Source organism: Pseudomonas moraviensis (assembly GCF_900105805.1).
Taxonomy (GTDB): Bacteria; Pseudomonadota; Gammaproteobacteria; order Pseudomonadales; family Pseudomonadaceae; genus Aquipseudomonas; species Aquipseudomonas moraviensis_A.
In genome coordinates this window covers 1,672,449-1,697,388 of record NZ_LT629788.1, presented here as the reverse complement: position 1 = coordinate 1,697,388, position 24,940 = coordinate 1,672,449, and the positions used below count along the sequence as shown (strand labels likewise).

19 protein-coding genes are annotated in these 24,940 nt (G+C 60.8%); 13 read left to right on the top strand and 6 right to left on the bottom strand.

Features of this window, described 5'->3' with window-relative positions; translation table 11 throughout:
• The first annotated feature begins 12 nt into the window (after positions 1–12).
• The 9 genes from BLU71_RS07855 to BLU71_RS07815 all read left to right on the top strand — a co-directional run bounded on the left by BLU71_RS07855 (position 13) and on the right by BLU71_RS07815 (position 9,110).
• Positions 13–360, top strand: a complete 348-nt coding sequence (locus tag BLU71_RS07855) for a DUF2934 domain-containing protein (RefSeq protein ID WP_065617284.1) — start codon at positions 13–15, stop codon at positions 358–360.
• Between the two features lie 242 nt (positions 361–602).
• Complete coding sequence (gene glgX, locus BLU71_RS07850) at positions 603–2,762, top strand: glycogen debranching protein GlgX (RefSeq protein ID WP_042609869.1); 2,160 nt, start codon at positions 603–605, stop codon at positions 2,760–2,762.
• A gap of 1 nt (position 2,763) precedes the next feature.
• Positions 2,764–3,762, top strand: a complete 999-nt coding sequence (locus BLU71_RS07845; RefSeq protein WP_064362190.1) for an acyl-CoA dehydrogenase — start codon at positions 2,764–2,766, stop codon at positions 3,760–3,762.
• Complete coding sequence (locus BLU71_RS07840; RefSeq protein ID WP_042609867.1) at positions 3,759–4,517, top strand: PIG-L deacetylase family protein; 759 nt, start codon at positions 3,759–3,761, stop codon at positions 4,515–4,517. The genes BLU71_RS07845 and BLU71_RS07840 overlap by 4 nt, the downstream gene beginning before the upstream one ends.
• On the top strand, positions 4,514–5,113 hold the full coding sequence (locus tag BLU71_RS07835) for an SAM-dependent methyltransferase (protein ID WP_083352736.1): 600 nt from the start codon (positions 4,514–4,516) through the stop codon (positions 5,111–5,113). Before BLU71_RS07840 ends, BLU71_RS07835 begins: the two co-directional genes overlap by 4 nt.
• Positions 5,110–5,769: a glycosyltransferase gene (locus BLU71_RS07830; protein WP_042609865.1), complete on the top strand. Its 660-nt coding sequence runs from the start codon at positions 5,110–5,112 to the stop codon at positions 5,767–5,769. Before BLU71_RS07835 ends, BLU71_RS07830 begins: the two co-directional genes overlap by 4 nt.
• 178 nt (positions 5,770–5,947) lie before the next feature.
• Positions 5,948–6,706, top strand: a complete 759-nt coding sequence (locus tag BLU71_RS07825; RefSeq protein ID WP_042609864.1) for a PIG-L deacetylase family protein — start codon at positions 5,948–5,950, stop codon at positions 6,704–6,706.
• Positions 6,707–6,895: 189 nt separating this feature from the next.
• Entirely contained in the window at positions 6,896–7,678 is a 783-nt protein-coding gene (locus tag BLU71_RS07820; RefSeq protein ID WP_016774637.1) for an endonuclease/exonuclease/phosphatase family protein, read from the top strand.
• Between the two features lie 379 nt (positions 7,679–8,057).
• Positions 8,058–9,110, top strand: coding sequence for an autotransporter outer membrane beta-barrel domain-containing protein (locus BLU71_RS07815; RefSeq protein ID WP_065617282.1), 1,053 nt, complete (start codon positions 8,058–8,060; stop codon positions 9,108–9,110).
• Positions 9,111–9,226: 116 nt separating this feature from the next.
• Here the strand turns inward: BLU71_RS07815 and glgB are convergent, their stop codons facing one another.
• From glgB to BLU71_RS07800, 3 genes are all read right to left on the bottom strand, one after another.
• The gene (glgB, locus tag BLU71_RS07810; protein WP_065617281.1) at positions 9,227–11,458 is read right to left on the bottom strand and encodes a 1,4-alpha-glucan branching protein GlgB; all 2,232 of its coding nucleotides are present in this window, start codon (positions 11,456–11,458) and stop codon (positions 9,227–9,229) included.
• 2 nt (positions 11,459–11,460) lie between these two features.
• The gene (gene treS / locus BLU71_RS07805; RefSeq protein WP_083352735.1) at positions 11,461–14,802 is read right to left on the bottom strand and encodes a maltose alpha-D-glucosyltransferase; all 3,342 of its coding nucleotides are present in this window, start codon (positions 14,800–14,802) and stop codon (positions 11,461–11,463) included.
• Between the two features lie 177 nt (positions 14,803–14,979).
• A complete protein-coding gene (locus BLU71_RS07800) occupies positions 14,980–16,977 on the bottom strand; it encodes an alpha-1,4-glucan--maltose-1-phosphate maltosyltransferase (RefSeq protein ID WP_064362180.1) in 1,998 nt (665 codons plus the stop codon).
• A gap of 217 nt (positions 16,978–17,194) precedes the next feature.
• Here BLU71_RS07800 and BLU71_RS27470 point away from each other — a divergent pair, with 217 nt between their 5' ends.
• Positions 17,195–17,353, top strand: coding sequence for a hypothetical protein (locus BLU71_RS27470; RefSeq protein ID WP_165839195.1), 159 nt, complete (start codon positions 17,195–17,197; stop codon positions 17,351–17,353).
• A 120-nt stretch (positions 17,354–17,473) separates the two neighbouring features.
• Here BLU71_RS27470 and BLU71_RS07795 read toward each other — a convergent pair whose 3' ends face one another.
• On the bottom strand, positions 17,474–17,986 hold the full coding sequence (locus BLU71_RS07795; RefSeq protein ID WP_042609858.1) for an MgtC/SapB family protein: 513 nt from the start codon (positions 17,984–17,986) through the stop codon (positions 17,474–17,476).
• Between the two features lie 124 nt (positions 17,987–18,110).
• Here BLU71_RS07795 and BLU71_RS07790 point away from each other — a divergent pair, with 124 nt between their 5' ends.
• The 3 genes from BLU71_RS07790 (at position 18,111) to mapR (ending at position 21,635) form a co-directional block, all read left to right on the top strand.
• Positions 18,111–18,359 carry a DUF3203 family protein gene (locus BLU71_RS07790; protein WP_065617279.1) on the top strand — a complete coding sequence of 83 codons (249 nt, stop codon included), beginning with the start codon at positions 18,111–18,113 and terminating at the stop codon, positions 18,357–18,359.
• Positions 18,360–18,554: 195 nt separating this feature from the next.
• A complete protein-coding gene (gene ccoG, locus BLU71_RS07785; protein WP_083352734.1) occupies positions 18,555–19,985 on the top strand; it encodes a cytochrome c oxidase accessory protein CcoG in 1,431 nt (476 codons plus the stop codon).
• Between the two features lie 240 nt (positions 19,986–20,225).
• Positions 20,226–21,635, top strand: coding sequence for a GntR family transcriptional regulator MpaR (gene mapR / locus BLU71_RS07780; RefSeq protein ID WP_042609855.1), 1,410 nt, complete (start codon positions 20,226–20,228; stop codon positions 21,633–21,635).
• Positions 21,636–21,760: 125 nt separating this feature from the next.
• On the opposite strand, the gene BLU71_RS07775 is transcribed toward mapR, so the two are convergent.
• Positions 21,761–22,507 carry an SDR family oxidoreductase gene (locus BLU71_RS07775; RefSeq protein ID WP_064362173.1) on the bottom strand — a complete coding sequence of 249 codons (747 nt, stop codon included), beginning with the start codon at positions 22,505–22,507 and terminating at the stop codon, positions 21,761–21,763.
• Positions 22,508–22,750: 243 nt separating this feature from the next.
• Positions 22,751–24,832 (bottom strand): putative bifunctional diguanylate cyclase/phosphodiesterase, encoded by a 2,082-nt coding sequence (locus BLU71_RS07770; protein WP_083352733.1) that lies wholly within the window; start codon positions 24,830–24,832, stop codon positions 22,751–22,753.
• Positions 24,833–24,940 lie beyond the last annotated feature (108 nt).

Below are 24,940 nucleotides of genomic sequence, written 5' to 3'. Positions count from 1 at the left end.
AGGAGCATTGCGATGAGCACCGACGATAAACGCATTCGCGAATTCGCCTATCAGATCTGGGAGTCGGAAGGTAAGCCTGAAGGCCAGGAAGAACGTCATTGGGAGATGGCGCGCAAACTGGCCGAGGCCGAGGCGCTTGCACCGAAGAAGCCACCGAAAGCGGCTGGCAGCAAGGTTGCCGGCAAGACCCCAGCGGCGAAGAACACCGAGGCCAAAGCGCTCGACGGCAAAACGCCGGCTACCGCCAAAGCCAAACCAGCGGCGAAAGCCAAGTCTGCGGCGACGCCCAAGGTAGTCCCGCCGGGCGAAAAGGCTGCCGAGAAAAAGCCGCGAGTTGCGAAGAAGCCTCCGGCGAACTGACCTAGACCCGATTATTGAACTGAACAGCTGTGTGGCGAGCTTGCTCGCCATAAGGGGTCTTTGCGCCCCGAGAAAAGCCCCTCTGGGGAAACACAACACATAACCCTGTAGGAGTGAGCCTGCTCGCGATTGCGGTATGTCTGTCGACATCCATGTTTAATCCGAAATAGCAATCGCGAGCAGGCTCACTCCTACAGGGGAACGTAGCCCACCAGAATTCCCGTTTTTTTGCAGGAGCAATCATGACCCGTCCAAAGAAAGCCGAACCCGTTGCGCACGCCGAGCCGTCGAGAATCCGTGAAGGCCTGCCCTTCCCGCTCGGTGCGACCTGGGATGGTCTGGGGGTGAACTTTGCTCTGTTTTCCGCCAATGCCACCAAGGTCGAGCTGTGCATTTTCGACGACGCCGGCGAAGTCGAACTCGAGCGCATCGAGCTGCCGGAATACACCGATGAGATCTACCACGGCTACCTGCCGGACGCGCATCCGGGGCTGATCTATGGCTACCGCGTCTACGGGCCGTATGACCCGGCCAACGGCCATCGCTTCAACCACAACAAGCTGCTGATCGACCCGTATGCCAAGCAGTTGGTGGGTGAGCTGAAATGGTCCGAAGCGCTGTTCGGCTACACCATCGGCCACCCCGACGCCGACCTCAGTTTCGACGAACGCGACAGCGCGCCATTCGTGCCCAAGTGCAAGGTCATCGACCCGGCGCACACCTGGGGCAACGACCACCGGGTCAGCGTGCCGTGGGACAAGACCATCATTTATGAAACCCACGTGCGCGGCATCAGCATGCGTCACCCGTCGGTACCGGAAAACCTGCGCGGCACTTTCGGCGGCCTGATGGTCGATGACGTGCTTGAGCACATCCGCAAACTTGGCGTGTCCTCCGTCGAGCTGCTGCCGATCCATGCCTTCGTCAACGATCAGCACCTGCTGCAAAAAGGCATGACGAACTATTGGGGCTACAACAGCATCGCGTTCTTCGCTCCGGACCCACGCTATCTGGCCAGTGGCAAGATCGCCGAATTCAAGGAGATGGTCGCGCATCTGCACGATGCCAACCTCGAGGTCATTCTCGACGTGGTGTACAACCACACGGCCGAAGGCAACGAGCAAGGCCCGACCCTGTCGATGCGCGGTATCGACAACGCCTCGTACTACCGCTTGATGCCGGACGACAAGCGCTACTACATCAACGACTCCGGCACCGGTAACACCCTGGACCTGAGTCACCCGTGCGTACTGCAAATGGTCACCGACTCCCTGCGCTATTGGGCCAGTGAGATGCACGTCGACGGGTTCCGCTTCGACCTGGCGACCATTCTTGGCCGTTACCACGATGGCTTCGACGAACGCCACAGCTTCCTCGTCGCCTGCCGTCAGGACCCGGTGTTGCGTCAGGTGAAGATGATCGCCGAGCCGTGGGACTGCGGCCCCGGCGGCTATCAGGTAGGCAACTTCCCGCCGGGCTGGGTCGAGTGGAACGACAAGTTCCGTGACACCGTGCGCGCCTTCTGGAAGGGTGACGACGCCCAGCTCGCTGATTTCGCCAGCCGCATGACGGCCTCGGGAGAGATGTTCAACCAGCGCGGGCGCCGGCCGTATTCGTCGGTGAATTTCATCACTGCCCACGACGGTTTCACTCTCAACGATCTGGTCTCGTACAACGACAAGCACAACGAAGCCAACGACGAGAACAATCAGGACGGCAGCAACAACAACCTGTCGTGGAACCACGGCGTCGAAGGCCCGACCGACGACCCGGAAATCAATGCGCTGCGCCACCGGCAGATGCGCAACTTCTTCGCCACCCTGCTGCTCGCTCAGGGCACGCCGATGATCGTTGCCGGTGACGAGTTCGCGCGTACCCAAGACGGCAACAACAACGCCTATTGCCAGGACAGCGAAATCGGCTGGGTCAACTGGGATCTGAGCGAGGACGGCAAGGCCCTGCTCAAGTTCGTCAAGCGCCTGATCAAGCTGCGCCTGACTTATCCGATCCTGCGTCGCGGCCGCTTCCTGGTCGGCGAATACAACGAAGACATCGGCGTCAAGGACGTCACCTGGCTGGCACCGGACGCCACCGAGATGACCACCGAGCATTGGCACGACGCGCACAACCGTTGCCTCGGCATGCTCCTCGATGGCCGCGCGCAGGAAACCGGGATTCGTCGCAAGGGCGCTGATGCGACCCTGTTGCTGGTGGTCAACGCGCATCACGACATCGTCAACTTCACACTGCCGGAAGTGCCGGACGGCGGCTTCTGGACCTGCATGATCGACACCAATCAACCGTCGATTCGCGGCCAGGAACGCTTCGACTTCGGCCATGAATATTCGGTGACCGGGCGTTCGTTGCTGTTGTTCGAACTGCAACGTGACGAAGAAGATTGATATGGACTTTCAACATTATCTGGCCCGCCGTCCGCCAGATTACGCCGACACCAACGCCCTCGGCCGTTGCCTGAGGGCAATGGTCGAGGCCGGCCTCGACCGCTTGCCGTTACCCGGCAGCGGTCACACGCTGGAGCGTTTTCAGCGTCTGTCGGAAGTGGGCGGACACGATCTGGGGCTGTGCAAACTTTACGAGGGTCACACCGACGCGCTGGCGATCATCGAGCAATTGGGCGGAACGCCAACGCCCGGCAGCACGTGGGGAATGTGGGCTGCCGAACCGCCGCAAGCGCGGGTGAGAGTCACGCCGGCCGGGCATATGGTCGCGCTGAATGGGCGCAAGGCCTGGTGTTCTGGTGCGGCGGTGCTTAGTCACGCCTTGCTCACTGCGTGGGACGCTGATGATCAACAGCAACTGGTTGCAGTCGCGCTCGATCAACCGGGCGTGACAATTACCGATCAAGGCTGGCAAGCCGTGGGCATGGCAGCCACCGGCAGCGTCGAAGTGCTGTTCGACAACGCCGAAGCGCAGGCCATCGGCAATCCCGGTGATTACCTGCAACGGCCGGGTTTCTGGCAAGGCGGCATCGGCATCGCCGCGTGCTGGTATGGCGCTTCGCGACGGATTGCCGAAGCGCTGCGTCAGCATTGCGCCCAACGCGACGAACCCCATGCCCTCGCCCACCTCGGCGCCACTGACACAGCACTGCAAGCGGCTGCCGATGTGTTGCGCTTCAGCGCGCTGCAAATCGATGCGCAACCCGAGGCCGACGCTGAATTGCTTGCTCGTCGCGCCCGCGCGGTGGTCGAACAGTCTGCCGAACAGGTCATGCGCGAAGTCGGTCGGGCGCTGGGGGCCGGGCCGTTTTGTCAGGATCGGCATTTTGCGCGATTGAGTGCGGACTTGCCGGTGTTCTTGCGCCAGAGTCACGCCGAACGCGACCTTGCTGCGCTGGGCCAGCAGATTGCCGGTCAATCCCGCGAGGTCTGGGCGTTATGAAGGACAACCCGATCGTCGGCCAGGGCACTTCGCTGCAGCAATGGCAGGGTTCGCGGCGCCTGGCCGAGTTGCCCGCCATCGACATCCTTGACCTCGTACCGCTGGGATCGCGGGCGGTGATCGTCGCACCGCATCCGGATGACGAAGTGCTCGGTTGCGGCGGCATCATGCAGTTGCTGGCGGCAGCCGGACGTCCTTTGCAGTTGATCTCGGTCACCGATGGCAGCGCCAGTCACCCCGGCTCGCAACGCTGGCCGGTCGAGCGTTTGAGCGTTGTGCGTCCGCAGGAATCGGCCGAAGCCCTGCGTCGCCTCGGTTTGCCGATGCACAGTCTGAAATGGCTGCGCGGCGGTTTTACCGACACCCAAGTGGCGGCTCAGGAAACCGGATTGAGCGACTTCATCGCCAGTTATCTGCATGCCAGTGACGTGGTCTTCACCACCTGGCGCGAGGATGGCCACAGCGATCACGAGGCCGTAGGTCGCGCCAGTGTCGAAGCGGCGCGCCGCGTCGGGGCTGCCTGTCATGAACTGCCGGTCTGGACGTGGCACTGGGCGACCCCGGAGGACGCCTCGGTGCCTTGGGATCGGGCGCGCAAGATTCTGCTGTCACCGACGCACATCGCCCGCAAACGCCACGCGGCGCATGCGTTCGCCAGCCAGTTGGAAGGTGATCGCGACGTCGGGCTCGGGCCAGTGCTGGCGCCTTATGTGCTCGATCGTTTGTTGCAACCTTTTGAAGTGGTGTTCCTGTGAGCGTCGATGACCGCTATTTCGATGGACTGTTCGCCGGCAATGACGACCCTTGGGCATTCCGTCAGCGCTGGTACGAGCAGCGCAAACGCGCGATAACCCTCGCTGCCCTGCCCCGTCCGCGCTACCGGGCGGTGTTCGAACCGGGTTGCGCCAATGGCGAACTGAGTGCGGAACTGGCACCACGTTGCGACCGCCTGCTGTGCTGCGACACTGCAAGCGCGGCAGTGAAGCTCGCGCGTACTCGCTTGAGTGTCTTCGAGCATGCCGAAGTCCGCCTGGGCCGTCTTCCGGGTGACTGGCCGGAGGAAAAATTCGATCTGATTGTATTTAGCGAAATCGGCTACTACCTCGATGAGAACGATCTGACAGAAATGATCCGCCGCATCCGTGAATCGCTGACGGCCGACGGCCAATTGCTGGCCTGCCACTGGCGCCCGCCGATTGATGGCTGCCCGCTGAATGCGCGTCAGGTACACGATCAGATCCACGATCAATTGGCATTGCCGCGTCTGGTACTGCATCAGGAAGCGGATTTCATTCTCGAACTGTGGAGCCGCGAGCCACGCTCGGTGGCGGCGCTGGAGGGCTTGCGTTGATCGGTATTGTGATTCCCGCGCACAACGAAGAGGCGCTGCTCGATGAATGTCTGCGCGCCGCCCTGCGGGCTGGCGAACATGCGCAACTGGCCGGCGAGCCGGTGGAAATCCTCGTGGTGCTCGACAGTTGCAGCGATGGTTCGGCGCAGATCGTCAGTGCTTATCCGGTGCTGAGCCTGCAGATCGAAGCACGCAACGTTGGCGAAGCCCGGGCCGCCGGTGCGCGCCTGCTGCTTGAACGCGGTGCACGCTGGATCGCCTGCACCGACGCCGACAGCCGCGTCGCCGATGACTGGCTGGCGGCGCAACTGGGGCTGGAGGCTGACGCGGTGTGCGGCACGGTCACGGTCGAGCATTGGCATGAGTCGTTCGATGAAGCGGCGCAGATTCGCTACCACCGCCACTATCAGGCTCGCGATGGCCATCGACATATTCATGGAGCCAACCTCGGCGTCAGTGCCGAGGCCTATCGTCTGGTGGGTGGCTTCAAACCGCTGACCTGTGACGAGGACGTGCAACTGGTGCGCGCGCTGGAGCGCAGCGGTGCCAATATCGCCTGGAGTCACCGCCCACAGGTGCACACCAGCGCCCGTCTCGACAGTCGGGCCAAGGGCGGATTCGGTGACTTTCTGCGCAATCTGGCACAGCTGGAATAAAAAAATACGGTTCAGATTGATCTGTGACGCGACGAATCCGCTGTCTTGAGCAATACTCTGCCTCGCAGTAATCCAAGGGTTGGAGCACTGCACCGTTGCTATTCTTTTGCCTTCACGGGCCGCGACCAGCATTGGCTGCTCACGACTGAGGGCGAGACACTACAAGGACGTCGCACTCATGAAACCGTCATTGCTCAACGAACACGGGCTGCCAGCACAGATCTGGAACAGCGCCCCGCAACTCGACAATATTCCCGTCATCAATACCCACAGTCTGGTACCCGCCGGTGCCCGCGCCGTGGTCATCGCCCCGCATCCGGGTGATGAAGTCGTCACCTGCGGCGGTTTGCTGCAGTTACTCTCCAGTCTTGGCCACCCGCTGCAATTGCTCTCCATCACCGACGGCAGCGCCAGCCATCCCGGCTCGCGGCAATGGTCGGAACAACGCCTGAGCGTCTTCCGCCCGCAGGAAAGCGTCGAAGCCCTGCGCCGCCTCGGTTTGCCGATGCACAGCCTGAAGTGGGTGCGCGGCGGATTTACCGACAACGCGCTGAGTGATCAGCAAAGCCAGCTGACTGAATTCATCGGCCGCTACTTGCGGCCGGGCGACGTGGTGTTCAGCACCTGGCGCGAGGATGGTCCGGCGGATCATGAGGTGGTTGGCCGGGCCAGTTTCGACGCGGCACTCAAAGCCGGGGCGACCTATCACGACGTGCCGGTGTGGGCCTGGCACTGGCCGGAACGCGAGCAACGCATGATCCCGTGGGAGCGTGCACGCAAGCTGCGCCTCGACACCTGGACCGTGGCGCGCAAGAGCCACGCCACTCATGCCTATGCCAGCCAGCTCAAGGGCGAACCGGCCATCGGCATTGCGCCGCTGCTGCCGCCGGTGCTGCTGGAGCGGATGCGCTTGCCGTATGAAATCGTCTTTGTCTAGACACCACATCCCCCCTGTAGGAGTGAGCCTGCTCGCGATAGCAGTCTGTCAGTTGAAGCAGGGTTGACTGACACTGCGCCATCGCGAGCAGGCTCACTCCTACATTGCCTGGCGTCGCTCAGGAAACGGAACTGCCACCCCCTCCAACCAGTCGCATGAACAGGCATGGCCCAATTCAGAGGAGTGAACGTGTCCAGCGATCCCAAGCGTCAAGCGGTCGACGCGCCAGTCATTCATCGCCTGCGGGTACTCACGGTCAACACCCACAAAGGCTTCACCGCATTGAATAGGCGGTTCGTCCTCCCGGAGCTGCGCGAAGCGATGCGCAGTACCTCGGCCGACCTGGTGTTTCTGCAGGAAGTGGTGGGTGAACACGAACGTCATTCGAGTCGCTACAACGACTGGCCGCAGACCTCGCAATACGAATTCCTCGCCGACAGCATGTGGAGCGATTTTGCCTACGGGCGCAACGCCGTTTATCCCGATGGTCATCACGGCAATGCACTGCTGTCGAAATACCCGATCCGCGAATATCGCAATCTCGATGTCTCGATCACCGGCCCGGAACGTCGCGGGTTGTTGCACTGCATCCTCGATGTGCCCGGGCATGCCGAGGTGCATGCGATCTGTGTGCATTTGAGCTTGCTGGAAAGCCATCGGCAGTTGCAGTTGCAGCTGCTTTGCCAGTTGCTCGAATCACTGCCGGACGACGCGCCGGTGATCATTGCCGGCGATTTCAATGACTGGCAGTTGCAGGGCAACGCTGCCCTCGCCCGTCGCGACTATTTGCACGAAGCCTTCGAGCGTCATCATGGGCGTCCGGCGAAAACCTATCCCGCACGTTTTCCACTACTGCGCCTGGACCGGATTTATCTGCGCAATGCCAGCAGCCATGATCCAAGGATTCTCGGCAACAAACCATGGACGCATCTCTCGGATCACCTTCCTCTGGCGGTTGAAGTGCATCTTTAGGTGCGTTTTTGACAGCAGGAAACTGACAGTTCCTTCCGGCTATCCCCGGTCGGGATGACCTTTCGTCGGCGGCAGAAAACCGTCAGCCGACCACTTCGCAAGCGTTTTTCCATGCAAACAATCACTTAGTTATGTGCAGAAAAACAAACGCTTGCGAAGGCTGATTTATGCACGCCATTCATCGTGCATTTTCTTGACGCGCAGGCGTCACTCTTCTTATCTCTACCTTACTACCCCCGGAATCACTACTGGGGCTGACCTTCCGGCACTCGCGAAATCGAGCAGCCGCGGTTCGCCCCGCTCTATTCGGTCGCCCCTCGTTCGGGGTAGGAGAGACGCCAGACTCGAGATGACGCATGCGCTTGCAAGGTAGACCCCCATGAAAACTTCACTGACCCCACACGAATTGAAAATCACCTTTTGCACAGTGTCAGGTTCGCTGTTGCTGTGCTCGTCCATGGAGGCGCATGCGGGATCTGCGGCGGATGAAACCACGTGGTATCGCGCCGATATGCCTGTGATGACGTTGCCGGTAACCGTGATAACGCCCGGACCACTGCCGTTGCGTCAGCAAAGTTCACGCCTGATCACCGAAGATCTGGCGCCCTCCGCGTGGGATGAACTGTACGGCAGAAGCGCTCGCCGCGCGCAGACCGATGCGCTGGCCTCTGGCTACGCGATGCCCGGCGGCGAGTTCAAAGGTCCGGCGGTGATCACCTTGAAAAGCGCCAATGGCGCGACCCAGACCCTGGGCCTGATCGGCGGTGACGATCAGATTCAACTGACTGCCGGTGGTGCATTGAACCGCCGCGCCCTCGCGGACCGCAGCACCGACAGCCTGAGCCTGCAAGGTCAGAGCCTGGGCGCCTATTACAGTCTTGTGGGCGCGCAGGGTTGGCACGTCGACCTGTCGGCCAGCGGCGGTCGCGTCAGCGGTTTCAGTCGTACGCCGCAAGGTAATCGGCAGGCCGCCGAAGGCAGTGCGATGACGTTTTCGGTCGAGGGTGGCTATCCGATTGGTTTGAGTGAGAACTGGGTGGTAGAACCGCAGGCGCAATTGATCAACCAACGCATCAGCCTCGATGCTCCGTATGCAGGCGCGGGCAATGCCTCTTCGACCGACCTGACCGCGTGGAGTGGCCGCGTCGGTGCGCGATTGAAAGGCAGTTATGACTTGAATGGCTTACCGGTGGAGCCGTATGTGCGCACCAACCTTTGGCACACTGTGTACACCGGCAGCACGGTGACGCTGGACCAGGTCGACAAGATCAGCAGCAGCCGCAAGTCTTCAACAGTGGAATTGGGTTTGGGACTGGTGGCGCGGGTCACACCGGCAGTAAGCCTGTACATGAGCGCCGATTACAGCAGCGATGTGGATGACAATGACCTGAACGGCATCATCGGCAGCCTTGGGGTGCGGATGCGCTGGTGATCTGCTGATCACTGAAAAACCTTGTGGGAGCGAGCCTGCTCGCGAAAGCGGTGCCACCTTCAACATCATCGTTGACTGACATGGCGCCTTCGCGAGCAGGCTCGCTCCCACAGGTGCTAGCCCTGCGGCTTGAGGATCAACACCGCCAACGGTGGCAGATTCAGTTCCAGCGACAACGATTGACCATGGCTAGGCACTTCTTCGGTCAGTGCCCCGCCGCCATTGCCGTAGTTGGAACCGGCATAAATATCGGCGTCACTGTTGAACAACTCGGTCCAGCGCCCGGCAAACGGTACCCCGACACGATACGACTGGCGCGGTACCGGTGTGAAGTTGGCAACCACCAGCACTGGCGAGCCGTCCTTGCTCCAGCGCAGCCAGGCGTAGACGCTGTTGATCGCATCATCACCAATCAACCACTGGAAGCCCTGCGGCGCGTCGTCCTGATCGTGCAACGCCGGCTCTTCGCGATACAGCCGATTGAGATCGCCGACCAGTTTCTGCACACCTTTGTGCTCGGAGTACTGCAGCAGGTACCAGTCCAGCTGCTGATCGTGGTTCCACTCGCGCCATTGGCCAAACTCACAGCCCATGAACAACAACTTCTTGCCCGGATGAGTCCACATGAAGCTCAGATAGGCGCGCAGGTTGGCAAATTTCTGCCAGCGATCACCGGGCATCTTGTCGATCAGCGAGTGCTTGCCGTGCACCACTTCGTCGTGGGAGATCGGCAGGATGAAGCGTTCGGACCAGGCGTAGACCAGACCAAAGCTCAACTCGTTGTGGTGATGGGCGCGATACACAGGATCCTGCTGAATGTAGTGCAGCGAATCGTGCATCCAGCCCATGTTCCATTTGTAGGAGAAGCCGAGGCCGCCCTGCTGGGTGCTTTGGCTGACCCCGGGCCATGCGGTGGACTCTTCGGCAATCACCAGCGCACCGGGCGCTTCCAGCTCGACCACATCATTCAAATGACGCAGGAAGTCGATGGCTTCGAGGTTCTCGCGCCCACCGTGACGGTTCGGTACCCATTCGCCAGCCTTGCGCGAATAGTCGCGATACAGCATCGACGCCACCGCATCGACACGCAGGCCATCGATATGGAAGTGCTTCAGCCAGTGCAGCGCCGAGGCGAGCATGTAGCCGTGCACTTCAGTGCGACCGAGGTTGTAGATCAGCGTGTCCCAATCCTGGTGGAAGCCTTCCAGCGGGTTGCCGTACTCGTACAGCGCGGTGCCGTCGAACTGCGCCAGACCGTGGGTATCAGTCGGGAAATGCGCCGGCACCCAGTCGAGAATCACACCGATGTCGGCCTGGTGACAGGCATTGACGAAAGCGGCGAACTGATCCGGCGTGCCGTAACGCGCGCTCGGGGCAAATTGCGAGAGCAACTGATAGCCCCAGGAACCGCCGAACGGGTGCTCCATGATCGGCATCAATTCGATGTGAGTGAAGCCCAGCTCTTTGACGTAAGGAATCAGCCGCTCAGCCAGTTCCGGCCAGGTGTACTGACGCGCCACTTCACCCAGATCATCCAGTTCGCACTGCCAGGAACCGGCGTGCAACTCGTAGATCGACAGAGGCCTGGAGCGCTGCTGGCGATCCTGGCGGGCATTCATCCAGTCGTGATCCTGCCAGTCGATCTGCAGCGGCGCGGCGACTTTTGACGCGGTGTCCGGCGGCAGGCTGGTAGCCAGCGCCATCGGGTCGGCCTTGAGCGGCAGAATGCCGTGGGCACCGAGAATTTCGTACTTGTACAACTCCCCCGCTTGGAGGCGCGGGAGGAACAACTCCCAGACGCCGGAAGGATGGCGCAAGCGCATCGGGTGACGGCGCCCGTCCCAGACGTTGAAATCACCGACCACCGACACCCGGCGGGCATTCGGCGCCCACACGGCAAAACGCACACCGTCAACACCATCAATGGTTTTCAGTTGCGCACCGAGGCAGGCGCTGAGGTCGCGGTGATTGCCTTCGGCGAACAGATACAAATCCATCTCGCCGAGCAACTGGCCAAAGCTGTACGGATCTTCGGCAACCTGCTCGCCACCGGCCCAGCGCGTGCGCAACAGGTACCGGCGCGCCTTATCGAAATGGCCGACAAACAGCCCCGGCGTTTCGGTCATCTGCAGCGGACCGATTTCCTCCCCGCTGTCCTTGTCCAGCACCGCGACACTCAGCGCGCCCGGCAGATAAGCCCGGATGAACTGCCCGCCGGCGCCATCGCCGTGCGGGCCGAGGATCGAAAACGGGTCGTGATGTTCAGCGCGCACCAAGGCATCGATGTCGCGTGCCGAGGGTAACAATGCTTCCTTTACCACACCCTGTTCCTTGTTCGAGAAACTCATGACTACTCTCCACCAAGATCGGAAAAGGGTTTAAGCCCATTCAATAATCCATACAAGCCGTGCAACGGCACGGGCAGCCACGTTGGGCGGTTTTCCGCTTCGTAGGCCACTTCATAAGCGGCTTTTTCCAGGCCGAACAACGCCAGCGCGGCGTCGGCGCCTTGAGGATCCTGCCAGGCATGCTCAAGACTAGCTGCCGCCTCGCGATATGCCTGCACAAATGCCTCGCGTGCCTCGCGCAGATAACGCTCAGCGACGCGTTTGCGCGCTGTTTCAGCTTCAGTGCTGTTATCAACGTTGTGCACGTTGATGGTCATCGCCGCTGCATAATCGAACGAACGCAATACACCGCTGACGTCCTTGTATGGGCTGTGCTTGCCGCGACGCTCGCTCAACGGCCGCGCCGGTTCGCCCTCGAAGTCGATCAGGTAGGCATCGCCCTTGATCACCAGTACCTGACCCAAATGCAAGTCGCCGTGCACGCGAATGCGCAAACCACCGGTGGCTTTCTTCGCCAGGTCATGCACATGGGCAAGGATGGTTTTCTTCTCATCGAGCAGACGCTTGACCAGTTTCTGATCCGCGGCGTTCAACTCGCCTTGATGCTGCTTAAGCAATTTCAAGGCATGTTCAACCTGCGCGGTGACGTCCTTGCTTGTCGCGGCCATGTCCTTGCTCGACGACACCTGCGGAGCAAAGTCGGCGTTGTCGGTTGGTGCAGCAAGCACCTGATGCATCTCGCCAAGACGCTGGCCGAGCATGCCGGCGAAGTCCTTGAGCTCGCCCAGGGCGTTGTAATGCTGCTCCTGCTCGGACATGGCGTCGGCCAGTTCGTCGCGCAGCGCCCGCTCGAGGTTGTTTTGCGTCCATTCCCACGCGTCGCCCTGATTGCTCAAATAGCCCTGGGCGATCATCAGCAGGTTATCTTCGCCCTGTGCGTCACGGCGAATCACCGAACCGAGCAGTGGAGAGATATTGGCAAACCCGGCCTCGGTCAGGTAAGCGCTCATCTCCAGTTCCGGGTGTACGCCAGAAGCGACTTTGCGTATCAGCTTAAGCACCAGGCTGTTGCCGATCACCACCGAACTGTTCGATTGCTCGGCGGACAGGTAGCGCACATCCGACTCGGCGCCAAGGCCAAGTTTTTCCAGATGCGGGGTCTGTTCAAAGCGGATTTCGCCTTCGATCGACTCCAATACCGTGTTGTTCTGCATGCCTTGCAGCACCGCGCGGACAAAGGTTTCCAGACTGAATGCATCAGTGATCAAGCCAACCTGACGCACACGGCGTACACGCGACAGCGCCAATTGCTGCGGCAACGGCGGGCCGACGTGGTCTTCGGCAATGAAGCCGAACGGCAGTTGATAACGATTGGTCTGGCCGCCACTGGTGACCTCGATTTCGCTGAGCAGCACCGGATGCTGGGCGTCGCCGAAGCGCACACCGTAAGCCAGATTGACCTTTTCGATGGCCGCGTCCTTGCCGGCGAACCAGCGACGGTTCTGCAGCCAGCTCGGCAGGATGCTTTGCTCCAGCGTCGTACGCGACGGCGCTTCGAGCAGTTCTTCCATGCGTTTTTTCAGCACCAGCGTAGTGAAGTCCGGCAGGCTCTGCGCCGGCTCGACGTGCCAGCTCGGCATCTGGTTTTCCGCTGCCAGGGCGAACCAATAGAAGCCGTACGGCGCCAAGGTCAGGAGGAAATTCAACTGGCCGATCGGCGGGAACGCGTTACCGCCAAGCATTTCCACCGGCACCATGCCGACGTAAGCCGACAGATCCAGTTCGACCGCTTGCGCACTGCGCGAGACGTTGGCCACGCACAGAATGATCTCGTGCTTGCCGTCGGTGTCCGTGTATTCGCGGGTGTAAGCCAGCACGCGACGGTTGCTCGGCGAGAGCATTTTCAACGTGCCACGGCCGAACGCCTTCGACTGCTTGCGCACCGCCAGCAGACGTCGCGTCCAGTTCAACAGCGAATGCGGATCGCCGGACTGGGTTTCGACGTTGACTGACTGATAGCCATACTGCGGATCCATGATCGGCGGCAGCACCAGACTCGCCGGATCAGCGCGGGAGAAACCACCGTTGCGGTCGATCGACCATTGCATCGGCGTCCGCACACCGTCGCGGTCGCCGAGGTAGATGTTGTCGCCCATACCGATTTCGTCGCCGTAATACAGGGTCGGCGTGCCGGGCATCGACAGCAGCAGGCTGTTGAGCAGCTCAATACGGCGACGGTCGCGCTCCATCAACGGCGCGAGACGACGGCGAATGCCGAGGTTGATCCGCGCGCGACGGTCAGCCGCGTAGTAATTCCACAGATAATCGCGCTCGCGATCGGTGACCATTTCCAGGGTCAGCTCATCGTGGTTGCGCAGGAAAATCGCCCATTGGCAGTTCGCTGGGATTTCCGGGGTCTGGCGGAGGATGTCGGTGATCGGGAAACGGTCTTCCTGGGCCAGTGCCATGTACATGCGCGGCATCAGCGGGAAGTGGAACGCCATGTGGCATTCGTCGCCATTCAACCCAGCAGCATCGGTGTCACCGAAATACAGCTGAGTGTCTTCCGGCCATTGGTTGGCCTCGGCCAGCAGCATGCGATCGGGGTAGTTGGCGTCGATCTCGGCACGGATCTGCTTGAGGACGTCGTGGGTCTCGGGCAGGTTTTCGTTGTTGGTGCCGTCGCGCTCGATCAGGTACGGAATCGCGTCGAGGCGCAGACCGTCGATGCCCATGTCCAGCCAGTAACGCATCACCGACAGCACGGCTTTCATTACTTGCGGGTTGTCGAAGTTCAGATCCGGCTGGTGGGAATAGAAACGGTGCCAGAAATATTGGCCGGCTACCGGATCCCAGGTCCAGTTGGACTTCTCGGTGTCGAGGAAGATGATCCGCGTGCCGTCGTATTTCTGGTCGTCATCCGACCAGACATAGAAGTCCCGCGCCGCTGAACCGGGCTTGGCTTTGCGTGCACGCTGGAACCACGGGTGCTGGTCGGAAGTGTGGTTGATGACCAGCTCGGTGATCACCCGCAGCCCGCGCTTGTGCGCTTCGGCGATGAAACGCTTGGCGTCGGCCATCGTCCCGTAGTCGCTGTGCACACCACGGTATTCGGCGATGTCGTAGCCGTCGTCGCGGCGTGGCGAGGGATAGAACGGCAGCAACCAGATGGTGTTGACGCCGAGGTCGGCAATGTAATCGAGTTTGGCGATAAGCCCGGGAAAGTCGCCGATCCCGTCATTGTTGGAGTCGAAAAACGATTTGACGTGAACCTGATAGATCACCGCGTCCTTGTACCAGAGCGGGTCTTTGATGAAGGCGGCTGCCTTGGGTTTCTTCGCCATGTGGAACTCCTGTTGAATTCTGAAAGCCACAGCAGAAACCCTGTGGCGAGGGAGCTTGCTCCCGCTGGGTTGCGAAGCAACCCCCAATGCATTGATACGAACTTACGGCGCCTGCGGGCTTTGCGACTGCTGTGCAGTCGAGCGGGAGCAACTCCCTCGCCACAGGTGCGCCATTTACTACGTAGCGCTGATCCGCCAAATCCCGAACGGCTGATACGCCGGGTCGATGCGCATGAACTGGTACTTGCCGTGCCAGTCCCAGCGATGGCCGTTCATCAGGTCTTCGCCGTGGGTGGTGGCGTCGTCCGGCAGGCCCATTTCCCACAACGGCAGTTCGAAATTCGCTTCCTGCACGTTATGCGGGTCGAGGCTCACTGCGACCAGAATGAAGTTGCTGCCATCAGCGCTGCGCTTGCCGAAGTACAGAATGTTGTCGTTCCAGGCGTTGTAGATTTTCAGGCCCAGATGCGTATGCAGCGCCGGGTTCTGCCGACGAATACGGTTGAGCTGGGCGATCTCGGCAATGATGTTGCCCGGGGCGGTGAAATCGCGGACGCGGATTTCATACTTCTCCGAATCCAGATATTCCTCTTTGCCCGGCACCGGCGCCGATTCGCACAGCTCAAAACCCGAATACATACCCCACAGCCCCGAGCCCATCGTTGCCAAGGCCGCACGGATGAGGAAACCGGGACGGCCTGACTCGTGCAGGAACGCCGGGTTGATGTCCGGGGTGTTGACGAAGAAATTCGGCCGGTAGCATTCGCGCCACGGCGACTGATTCAGCTCGGTGAAATACTCCGCCAGTTCGGCCTTAGTATTGCGCCAGGTGAAATAGGTGTAGCTCTGCGAGTAACCGACCTTGCCCAGACGCGCCATCATCGCCGGCGTGGTGAAGGCCTCGGCGAGGAAGATCACTTCCGGATACAGCGTGCGCACATCGGCAATCAGCCATTGCCAGAACGGCAGCGGTTTGGTGTGCGGGTTGTCGACGCGGAAGATTTTTACGCCCTCCTTGACCCAGCCGACGACAATGTCGCGCAACTCGACCCACAGGCTCGGAATCGCATCCGGCGCGTAGAAGTCGACGTTGACGATGTCCTGGTATTTCTTCGGCGGGTTTTCGGCGTATTTGATCGTGCCGTCCGGGCGCCAGTTGAACCATCCCGGATGTTCCTTGAGCCACGGGTGATCCTGGGAACACTGGATGGCGAAGTCGAGAGCGATTTCCAGCCCATGATCGGCAGCAGCAGCCACCAACCGGCGGAAATCTTCACGGGTGCCGAGCTGCGAGTGAATCGCCTCGTGACCGCCCTCCTCGCTGCCGATCGCGTACGGGCTGCCTGGATCGTCCGGCCCGGCGGTGAGGGAGTTGTTGCGGCCCTTGCGGTGGGCGCGGCCGATGGGGTGGATAGGCGTGAAATAAAGCACGTCGAAGCCCATGTCCTGAATCATCGGCAGGCGCGAGTGGACGTCGTTGAACGTGCCGTGTCGCTTGGGATCGTCGGTAATCGAGCGCGGAAACAGCTCGTACCAACTAGCGAACTCGGCGAGTTCGCGCTCGACGTCCATGGGAAATTCTGCGCTGATGCTCAGATAGGCGCGGTGGTCGGCCTGAGCCATCAAATCCGCACTGCGCGAGTGCAGAAACAGCGCGACCTGCTCGGTTTCGAGCAGGCCGGACAATTCATGGTGCAGCGCCGCCAGCTGCTCGCTGAGCTGACCTTCGCTGCGCTCGGCGGCCTGTTGCACCATGGTCCGGCCTTCCTGCAGCTCCAGAGACACCGGCACCGCAGCGTTGTGCTTCTTCTCCAGTTCGTACTGGAAGCTGGCGAAATGGTCGATCCACGCTTCGATGCAATATAGATAGCGGCCCTGCTCCTCGGGACGGAACTGGCCTTGCCAGGTGTTGTTGCCCTGATCGGACATGACCTCGGTCTGCCAGGTTTCCTGGCCTTCCTCGCGCCAGCGGATGCGAACGGCGAGCTTGTCATGGCCGTCGGCAAACACCTTGCTGGTCACCACCACTTCGCGCCCGGCAATCGACTTGACGGCAAACTGGCCGCCGTCGAGGGTCGGCATGGTGTTTTCGATAACGATACGTGGCAGCAGTAATGCCTGCGACAGCGGCATGTGCGGGTTGTAACTCAGCTCTGAAGGTCTTTCAGCAGTCATTGAGCATCTCTCCTTAACGCCCCAAGGACGCTCTTGTGCCGGAACAGTATTCGCGACAAAGCGCCGGCCCTGTCATGAACTCACTTAGGTTCCGAGCAACCGGCGCGGGGAAAAGTTCAGATGAAATTAACAAGACAAAGCTGCGGATCGAATTTGCCGTGGCCGGGTCAACTCACTTAAGCACGTCTCACGCCATGTGCCATAAGGAGGTCACCAGATGAGCATCCCGATCCCGGCCCACACGCCCGATCCGAACATCGACAAACCCACCCTGCCCGAGACCGAGCCGCCACCGGTGCCCGAGCAAGAACCGCCCGGCACCACGCCACCGCCTAAGGAAGAACCGCCGAGCACCATGCCACCGGTGATCCTCTGACCCCTGCACGTCTCTCTGCCATCCCTGTAGGAGCTGCCGAAGGCTGCGATCTATTTTTGCCGCGCTGCAAATCAAAAGATCGCCGCCTTCGGCAGCTCCTACACGGGACCGAGCGATTGGCTAGAGGTGGTCGTTCTTGTCGACATCCTTTTCGAACACTCTCACCACGTGCGGCATCACATTGAAGATCGCCAGCGCCAGGATGGTGCTGAGCAATGCCGTCGCTTCCTTGCCCAGCCCCGCCGCCACGCCGATCGCCGCCGTCATCCATAAACCGGCAGCTGTGGTCAGGCCTTTGACATGAGCTTCATCGCCCTGCTGATTTTTCAGAATCGTGCCGGCGCCGAGGAAGCCGATCCCGGCAATCACACCCTGCAACACGCGACTCATCGCATCGGATTCCGCGCCCGAGGTCTGCGGCACCAGAACAAACAGCGCTGCCCCCAAGGCCACCAGCATGTGCGTGCGCACCCCGGCGGCCTTGCCTTTATGTTCACGCTCAAATCCGAGAATCCCACCGAGTAATGCCGCCATCACCAGACGTACGGTGATCCGCGTCAATTGCGAGGCATCACCGATGTCGGCAAATTCGGCTTGCATCGTTGCCCACACTTCATCCCACCAGTCTTCCATCGTGCTTCCCTTGTTATTGGTTCGATAAGCGATGGACAACGGCGACCATTAATCGGTTGCGCAGAACGATCGGCACGCTGCGCGTCCTAATGTGCAGACCTCCCTGCAAAAAAGGACTGCCGACATGCCCGTGCGAATCGATGAATCCAACCCTGAGCAGAAAGTGTGTTTTTTCACCGTCGAACACGGCGAGGAAATCCGCATCTGCGACACCCTCGAAGTCATGACCGATAGCGAAAAAGCCATGTCGTACGTGGACATCGAGGGTAAACGCACCTACATCACTGAAGCCGAGGCTGACGCCTTGACCGTCGCCGGGGCCAAGGACGGGCGCAAACACCTGAAGGCTGATGACACTGATTCGGTGGTTTGACTGATCTCGCTCAATACTCGGCGCAAATGCCTGCGTCAGGCGTTTGCGCCGCGCCCGGCCTGATGCTTCAAGTTGTCGCAGGCCTTGTACCAAAACTCATCTGATCCGCTTTTTATTGCCAGACCTGAATCTGTTCTGCGAACAGATCGGCGCCCATAGTGCATCGGCCTGATGGAGGCTGATGAGCGAACGACCATGAGCGAGCAAATCCCCGTCCGAACCGTAGAAGCATCGCCGACGATAAAAAACGTCCCCGCGCGCCCGCTGAGGGCAATTGCCCAATCCAGCGACAAGCAGATCCACACCCGCAGTTTCACCGGTCTGTTCCGCAACTTGCGCATCAGCGGCGCCGGGTTTCTGTTTGCGTTGTTCTTCGGCACTGTCTGGCTCAACTGGGGCGGCCGCCAGGCGGTGCTGTGGGATTTGTCGGAAAGCAAATTCCACATCTTCGGCGCGACATTCTGGCCGCAGGATTTCATTCTGCTTTCGGCGCTGCTGATCATCGCCGCGTTCGGTCTGTTCGCGATTACCGTGTTCGCCGGGCGGGTATGGTGCGGTTACACCTGCCCGCAGAGTTCGTGGACCTGGATCTTCATGTGGTGCGAGAAGATCACCGAAGGCGAGCGCAACCAGCGGATCAAACTGCAAGCCGCGCCGTGGGGTCTCAACAAACTGGCGCGCCGCGCGGCCAAGCACACGCTGTGGCTGGCAATCAGCGTGATGACCGGCCTGACCTTCGTGGGTTACTTCACTCCTATCCGGCCATTGGCCGAAGAACTGCTGACCCTGCAAATCGGTGGCGTCAGCCTGTTCTGGGTGCTGTTTTTCGCTGCCGCCACCTACATCAACGCCGGTTGGCTGCGCGAAGCGGTGTGCATGCACATGTGTCCGTATGCGCGATTCCAGAGTGTGATGTTCGACAAGGACACGCTGACCATTGCCTACGACGCCGCCCGTGGCGAAAACCGTGGCCCGCGCAAGCGTGACGTGCGCCCGGTGGAAGCAGGCCTGGGCGACTGCATCGACTGCCAGTTGTGCGTGCAGGTCTGCCCTACCGGCATCGACATCCGCGACGGTTTGCAAATGGAATGCATCGGCTGCGCGGCGTGCATCGATGCCTGCGACTCGATCATGGACAAAATGCATTACCCGCGCGGCTTGATCCGCTACAGTTCCGAGCGCGAACTGCAGGGCGGCAAGACCCATCTGCTGCGTCCGCGTCTGATTGGCTACACGGCGGTGCTGGTGGTGATGATTGGAGCGTTGGTGCTGGCCTTGATCGAGCGTCCGATGGTGTCACTGGACGTGACCAAGGATCGCGGGTTGTTTCGTGAGAATGCTCAGGGGCAGATCGAGAATATCTACTCGCTCAAGGTGATCAACAAGACTCAGCAGCGCCAGGAGTACCGGTTGAGTCTGGTGGATAGCGATGGGTTTGAATTGCAGGGCAAAACGCAACTGAGCCTGGCGCCGGGAGAGATTGTCGATGTGCCGGTGTCGGTGGCGATGACTTCAGAGCGCCCGTCCAGTAGTTCGCAGACGTTGAGTTTCAGGATTGAAGACAGTGACCAGCCGCAGGTTTACAGCGTGGCGAAGAGCCGGTTTGTGGCGCCGATGAATCGTTGAGGAGCCGGCATTGCTGCCCTCACCCCAGCCCTCTCCCGGAGGGAGAGGGAGCCGACCTAAGTGTCTGTCGCTATGCATCGACCTGAAAGACCGAGTCGATTATGGATTCGGCAAAGCACTGTCAGGTCTCGGCGTATTTCATCAGCATCCCCCAATCAGTCCCCTCTCCCTCTGGGAGAGGGCTAGGGTGAGGGCTCTTTCCCTGACACCCCACAAAATGAAGTCCACCAAGGCCCACCGATGAAACGCTACGAAAAATTCGCCGATGACATCGCTGAACTGATTCGCTCCGGCGTGCTCGGTCCCGGCCAGCGCGTACCGTCGGTGCGCTATGCCAGCCAGACTTACGGGGTCAGCCCGTCGACGGTGTTCCAGGCCTATTACCTGCTCGAACGCCGCGGCCTGATCCGCGCCCGGCCGCGTTCCGGGTACTTCGTCAACGCCCATACGCCGAACACGTTCTCCGAGCCGGTCATCAGCAGCCAGGTCAACGAATCCACCGAAGTCGACGTCAGCGAACTGGTGTTCTCGGTACTCGACTCGATCAAGGACCCGAATACCGTGCCGTTCGGCTCGGCATTCCCCAGTCCGACCCTGTTCCCGCTGCAGCGTCTGTCGCGCTCCCTGGCGAGCGCCGCGCGGGAGATGGATCCGCGCATGGTCGTCACCGATATGTCGCCGGGCAACCCGCAACTGCGCCGGCAGATTGCCCTGCGCTACATGGTCGGCGGGCTGATGCTGCCGATGGAAGAATTGCTCATCACCAACGGCGCGCTCGAAGCGCTGAACCTGTGCCTGCAAGCGGTGACCGAACCCGGTGATCTGGTGGCCATCGAGGCCCCGGCGTTCTACGCCAGCCTGCAAGTGCTCGAGCGTCTGAAGCTCAAAGCGGTGGAAATCCCCGTGCACCCGCGTGACGGCATCGACCTTGGCGTGCTCGCGCAAACCCTGGAACGTCATCCGATCAAGGCCTGCTGGTGCATGACCAGTTTCCAGAATCCGATGGGCGCGAGCATGCCCGAGGCGAAAAAACAGGAACTGGTCGAACTGCTGCGTCAGCATCAGGTGCCGTTGATCGAGGACGATGTCTACGCCGAACTCTATTACGGTCAGCAGGCGCCGAAACCGGCCAAGGCCTTCGACACCGAAGGACTGGTCATGCATTGCGGCTCGTTCGCCAAGAGCCTCGCCCCCGGCTATCGCGTTGGCTGGGTCGCCGCCGGGCGTTATGCGCAGAAAGTCGAACGGCTGAAGTTGATGACCTCGCTGTGCGCGTCGATGCCGGCGCAAGCGGCGATCGCCGACTATCTGCAACACGGCGGCTACGATCGGCACCTGCGCAAGCTGCGTTATGCCCTGGAAGAACAGCAGCGCGCGATGCTCGCAGCGATTGCCCGTTACTTCCCGGCGCAGACCCGTGTCAGCCAACCGGCGGGCGGCTATTTTCTGTGGCTGGAATTACCGGAGCAGATGGATTCGCTGAAATTGTTTCAAATGGCGTTGGCACAAGGCATCAGCATCGCGCCGGGGCCGATTTTCTCGCCGACCCAGCGCTTCAGGAATTGTATTCGCTTGAACTACGGCAGCCCGTGGACCGAGGAATCGGAGAAGGCCATGGAGACGTTGGGGCGGATTGTGCGGTCGTTTTGATGATTATGTGTTGGCCGGGCCATCGCTATCGCGAGCAGGCTCACTCCTACATTTGAAATGCGATTCCCTTGTAGGAGTGAGCCTGCTCGCGATGGCGCCAAACCAGACAACACAAACCCAAAGCCCTAGCGCCCACCCCCCAAATCAACAAACGTCCCGGTCGCATACGAAGCCTTGTCCGACAGCAACCAGACAATCGCCTCGGCCACTTCATCCGGCCGCCCGCCCCGGGCCATGGGAATCGCCGACTCAAGCTTGCTGACCCGATCCGGATCGCCGCTCAAGGCATGGAAGTCGGTATAGATGTAGCCCGGACGCACGGCATTAACGCGAATCCCCTCGCCGGCGACTTCCTTGGACAGACCCACCGTGAACGTGTCCAGCGCACCTTTGGACGCGGCGTAATCGACGTACTCGTTCGGCGAACCGAGCCGTGCGGCGACTGAGGAGACGTTGACGATACTCCCGCCCTGCCCGCCATGTTTGGGCGACATGCGCAGGATCGCGTGTTTGGCGCAGAGGATCGGCGCCAGGACGTTGGTTTTCATGATTTTGAGGATGCGGAATTCGGACATTTCGTCGACCCGCGACTTCTGGCCCACGGTGCCGGCGTTGTTGACCAGTGCGGTGACCCGGCCCAGCTCACTGTCGACGCGCTGAAACATCGCGATCACTTCGTCTTCGATACTGACATCGGCGCGAACCGCAATGGCCTGGGCACCCAAGGCTCGAACCTGCTCGAGCACGCTGTGTGCGGCCTGTTCATCCGACTGATAGTTGATGCAGATCCGGTAGCCCTGTGCGGCTGCCAACAAAGCCGTGGCAGCGCCGATTCCGCGCCCGCCACCGGTGATGACAATGACTTTATCCATGCTGGCCTTCTCCCACGTGCACACGTAACAGTCGAGGCCAAGAATAACTGCGAATGACGGGTTTTGCATGGGCTGTGCCAATGGACCGAATCTTGATCCCGTCTGCAGGTTCACGACATTGTGGCGAGGGAGCTTGCTCCCGCTTGAGTGCGCAGCGCTCACAAAATTCTGAGGGCGCTACGCACCCAGCGGGAGCAAGCTCCCCCGCCACAAACAGTCTTGTCGGCAGATCTGTCTGTGGTCTCAGACCACCGCCAGCCTTTGCCCGCGCACGACGTCCTGCATGAAGCGCTCCGCCGGCATCGGGTGGCCGAGCAGATAGCCCTGCAGCGAATCACAGCCCAATTTGGTCAGGAAATCCTGCTGCGCGCCGGTCTCGACGCCCTCGGCGACAATCCGCAAGTCCAAGGCCTGTCCCAGCGCGACGATCGCCGAAACGATCGCAGCGTCATCGCTGTCGTGCTCCAGATCCCGGACGAAACCACGGTCGATCTTCAACTCATTGGCTGGCAGGCGTTTGAGGTACATAAGGCTGGAATAACCGGTGCCGAAGTCGTCGATCGACAGGTCGACGCCCATGTCCGACAGCTCTTGCAGCACGGTCATGCTCGCGTCAGCGTCGCTCATGGCGGTGGTTTCAGTGATTTCCAGGGTCAGGCTGTTAGCCGGCAAATGGTGGGTCGCCAAGGCTTTGGCCACACTTTGCACCAGCCCGGCATGGCAGAACTGCAATGCCGAGAGGTTCACGGCAATGCGCCAGTCGGTGTAACCGAGCACGTACCACTCGCGCATCTGTCGGCAGGCTTCGTTGAGCACCCATTCGCCCATCGGGATGATCAGCCCGGTTTTCTCCGCCAGATCGATGAACTTGTCCGGCATCAACATGCCATGCAGTGGATGCGCCCAGCGCAGCAGCGCTTCGGCACCGACCGGGCGACCGTTGGCGGCGTCGAATTTCGGCTGGTAATGCAGGCAGAACTGGTTGTGCTCGATGGCCGCGCGCAGGTCCTGCAACAGTTGCAATTGTTTGCGCGCGTTGGTGTTCATCGACGCATCGAAGAAGCTGTAGCCGTTCTTGCCGCCGCCCTTGGCGTGGTACATCGCCGCGTCGGCGTTCATCAGCAACTCTTGAGCGTTGTCACCGTTGCCCGGATACAAAGCAATGCCGACACTGGCGGAAATCTGCAGGTCATGTTCGGCAACGCGGAACGTGCGGCCGATCAGGCCCACCTGGCGTGCGGCCAGACCCAGAGCATCGTTGCGCTCGCTCAGCCGCACGAGCAGGACAAATTCATCGCCACCGATCCGCGCCAAAGTGTCCTGGCTGCGCAAGTCTTCACGCAGGCGCACGCCGACTTCGCGCAGCAACTGGTCGCCCATGTGATGGCCGAACGCGTCGTTGACCGGTTTGAAGCCGTCGAGATCAATGAACATCAAGGCGAAGCAGCCGCCTTGTTCCTCGACTTTTCTGATCGCCTGATTGATCCGGTCATCGAGCAGCATGCGGTTCGGCAGGCCGGTGAGCGGATCGTGCAAGGCCAATTGGGTGAGTTCGCGGTTGGCTACGGTCAGGGAGTGCGCCAGATCAGCGGTGCGCGCTTCGAGACGGGCGTCGAGAATCGAGGTCAGCAAGGCAATCGACAGCACCGCCAGCGTAGTGACCACCACCAGACTGTCGAGACCGTTGCCCTTCAAACCATTGAGCGTCGCGCCGCAGAAACTGCCATCGGGAAATTGCGCCGCCGCCATGCCGGTGTAATGCATGCCGACAATCGCCACACCCATGATCACCGCCGCGCCGGCGCGAATCAGTCGCACATAGGGCGACTGCTGACGCAACCGAAAGGCAATCCACAACGCCGCTGCCGAAGCGCCGACGGCAATCAGCAAAGAGGCACTGAACAACGTCGGGTCGTAATCGATGCCCGGGGCCATGCGCAGCGCGGCCATGCCGGTGTAATGCATGGCGCTGATGCCCGCCCCCATGATCAAGGCGCCGAAAGCCAGTTGCGCCAGTGGCAGCTTCGGCTGGCTGACCAGCCATAAGGCAAAGCCGCAAGAGAGCACCGCAATCAATAACGACAACGCGGTCAGGGCGAAGTCATAGCCCAGGTCGATCGGTAATTTGAAGGCGAGCATGCCGATGAAATGCATCGACCACACGCCAACGCCCATCGCCAACGCCCCGCCCGCCGTCCAGAAATGCACGGCCCGGCCTTTCGCCGTGGCGATGCGCCCGGTGAGATCGAGCGCCGTGTAGGAAGCCAGAATGGCCACGCACAACGAGATGAGAACCAGAGTGAAGGAGTAACTGCCGATGAGCATGGACGTTCTCGTAACGAGCCGAAACCGTACTGCTTCCATTCTCGGTCGGGCAAATGCGGCGATTGTACTGATTGCGCAGAAGAACGCACTGACAAAGTAACCAAATTG

What these genes read in the sequence shown, in the direction of transcription:
- BLU71_RS07855 (WP_065617284.1), top strand. Translation starts at nt 13, where the DNA reads ATGAGCACCGACGATAAACGCATTCGCGAATTCGCCTATCAGATCTGG.
- glgX (WP_042609869.1), top strand. Translation starts at nt 603, where the DNA reads ATGACCCGTCCAAAGAAAGCCGAACCCGTTGCGCACGCCGAGCCGTCG.
- BLU71_RS07845 (WP_064362190.1), top strand. Translation starts at nt 2,764, where the DNA reads ATGGACTTTCAACATTATCTGGCCCGCCGTCCGCCAGATTACGCCGAC.
- BLU71_RS07840 (WP_042609867.1), top strand. Translation starts at nt 3,759, where the DNA reads ATGAAGGACAACCCGATCGTCGGCCAGGGCACTTCGCTGCAGCAATGG.
- BLU71_RS07825 (WP_042609864.1), top strand. Translation starts at nt 5,948, where the DNA reads ATGAAACCGTCATTGCTCAACGAACACGGGCTGCCAGCACAGATCTGG.
- BLU71_RS07815 (WP_065617282.1), top strand. Translation starts at nt 8,058, where the DNA reads ATGAAAACTTCACTGACCCCACACGAATTGAAAATCACCTTTTGCACA.
- glgB (WP_065617281.1), bottom strand. Translation starts at nt 11,458, where the DNA reads ATGAGTTTCTCGAACAAGGAACAGGGTGTGGTAAAGGAAGCATTGTTA.
- treS (WP_083352735.1), bottom strand. Translation starts at nt 14,802, where the DNA reads ATGGCGAAGAAACCCAAGGCAGCCGCCTTCATCAAAGACCCGCTCTGG.
- BLU71_RS07800 (WP_064362180.1), bottom strand. Translation starts at nt 16,977, where the DNA reads ATGACTGCTGAAAGACCTTCAGAGCTGAGTTACAACCCGCACATGCCG.
- BLU71_RS27470 (WP_165839195.1), top strand. Translation starts at nt 17,195, where the DNA reads ATGAGCATCCCGATCCCGGCCCACACGCCCGATCCGAACATCGACAAA.
- BLU71_RS07795 (WP_042609858.1), bottom strand. Translation starts at nt 17,986, where the DNA reads ATGGAAGACTGGTGGGATGAAGTGTGGGCAACGATGCAAGCCGAATTT.
- BLU71_RS07790 (WP_065617279.1), top strand. Translation starts at nt 18,111, where the DNA reads ATGCCCGTGCGAATCGATGAATCCAACCCTGAGCAGAAAGTGTGTTTT.
- ccoG (WP_083352734.1), top strand. Translation starts at nt 18,555, where the DNA reads ATGAGCGAGCAAATCCCCGTCCGAACCGTAGAAGCATCGCCGACGATA.
- mapR (WP_042609855.1), top strand. Translation starts at nt 20,226, where the DNA reads ATGAAACGCTACGAAAAATTCGCCGATGACATCGCTGAACTGATTCGC.
- BLU71_RS07775 (WP_064362173.1), bottom strand. Translation starts at nt 22,507, where the DNA reads ATGGATAAAGTCATTGTCATCACCGGTGGCGGGCGCGGAATCGGCGCT.
- BLU71_RS07770 (WP_083352733.1), bottom strand. Translation starts at nt 24,832, where the DNA reads ATGCTCATCGGCAGTTACTCCTTCACTCTGGTTCTCATCTCGTTGTGC.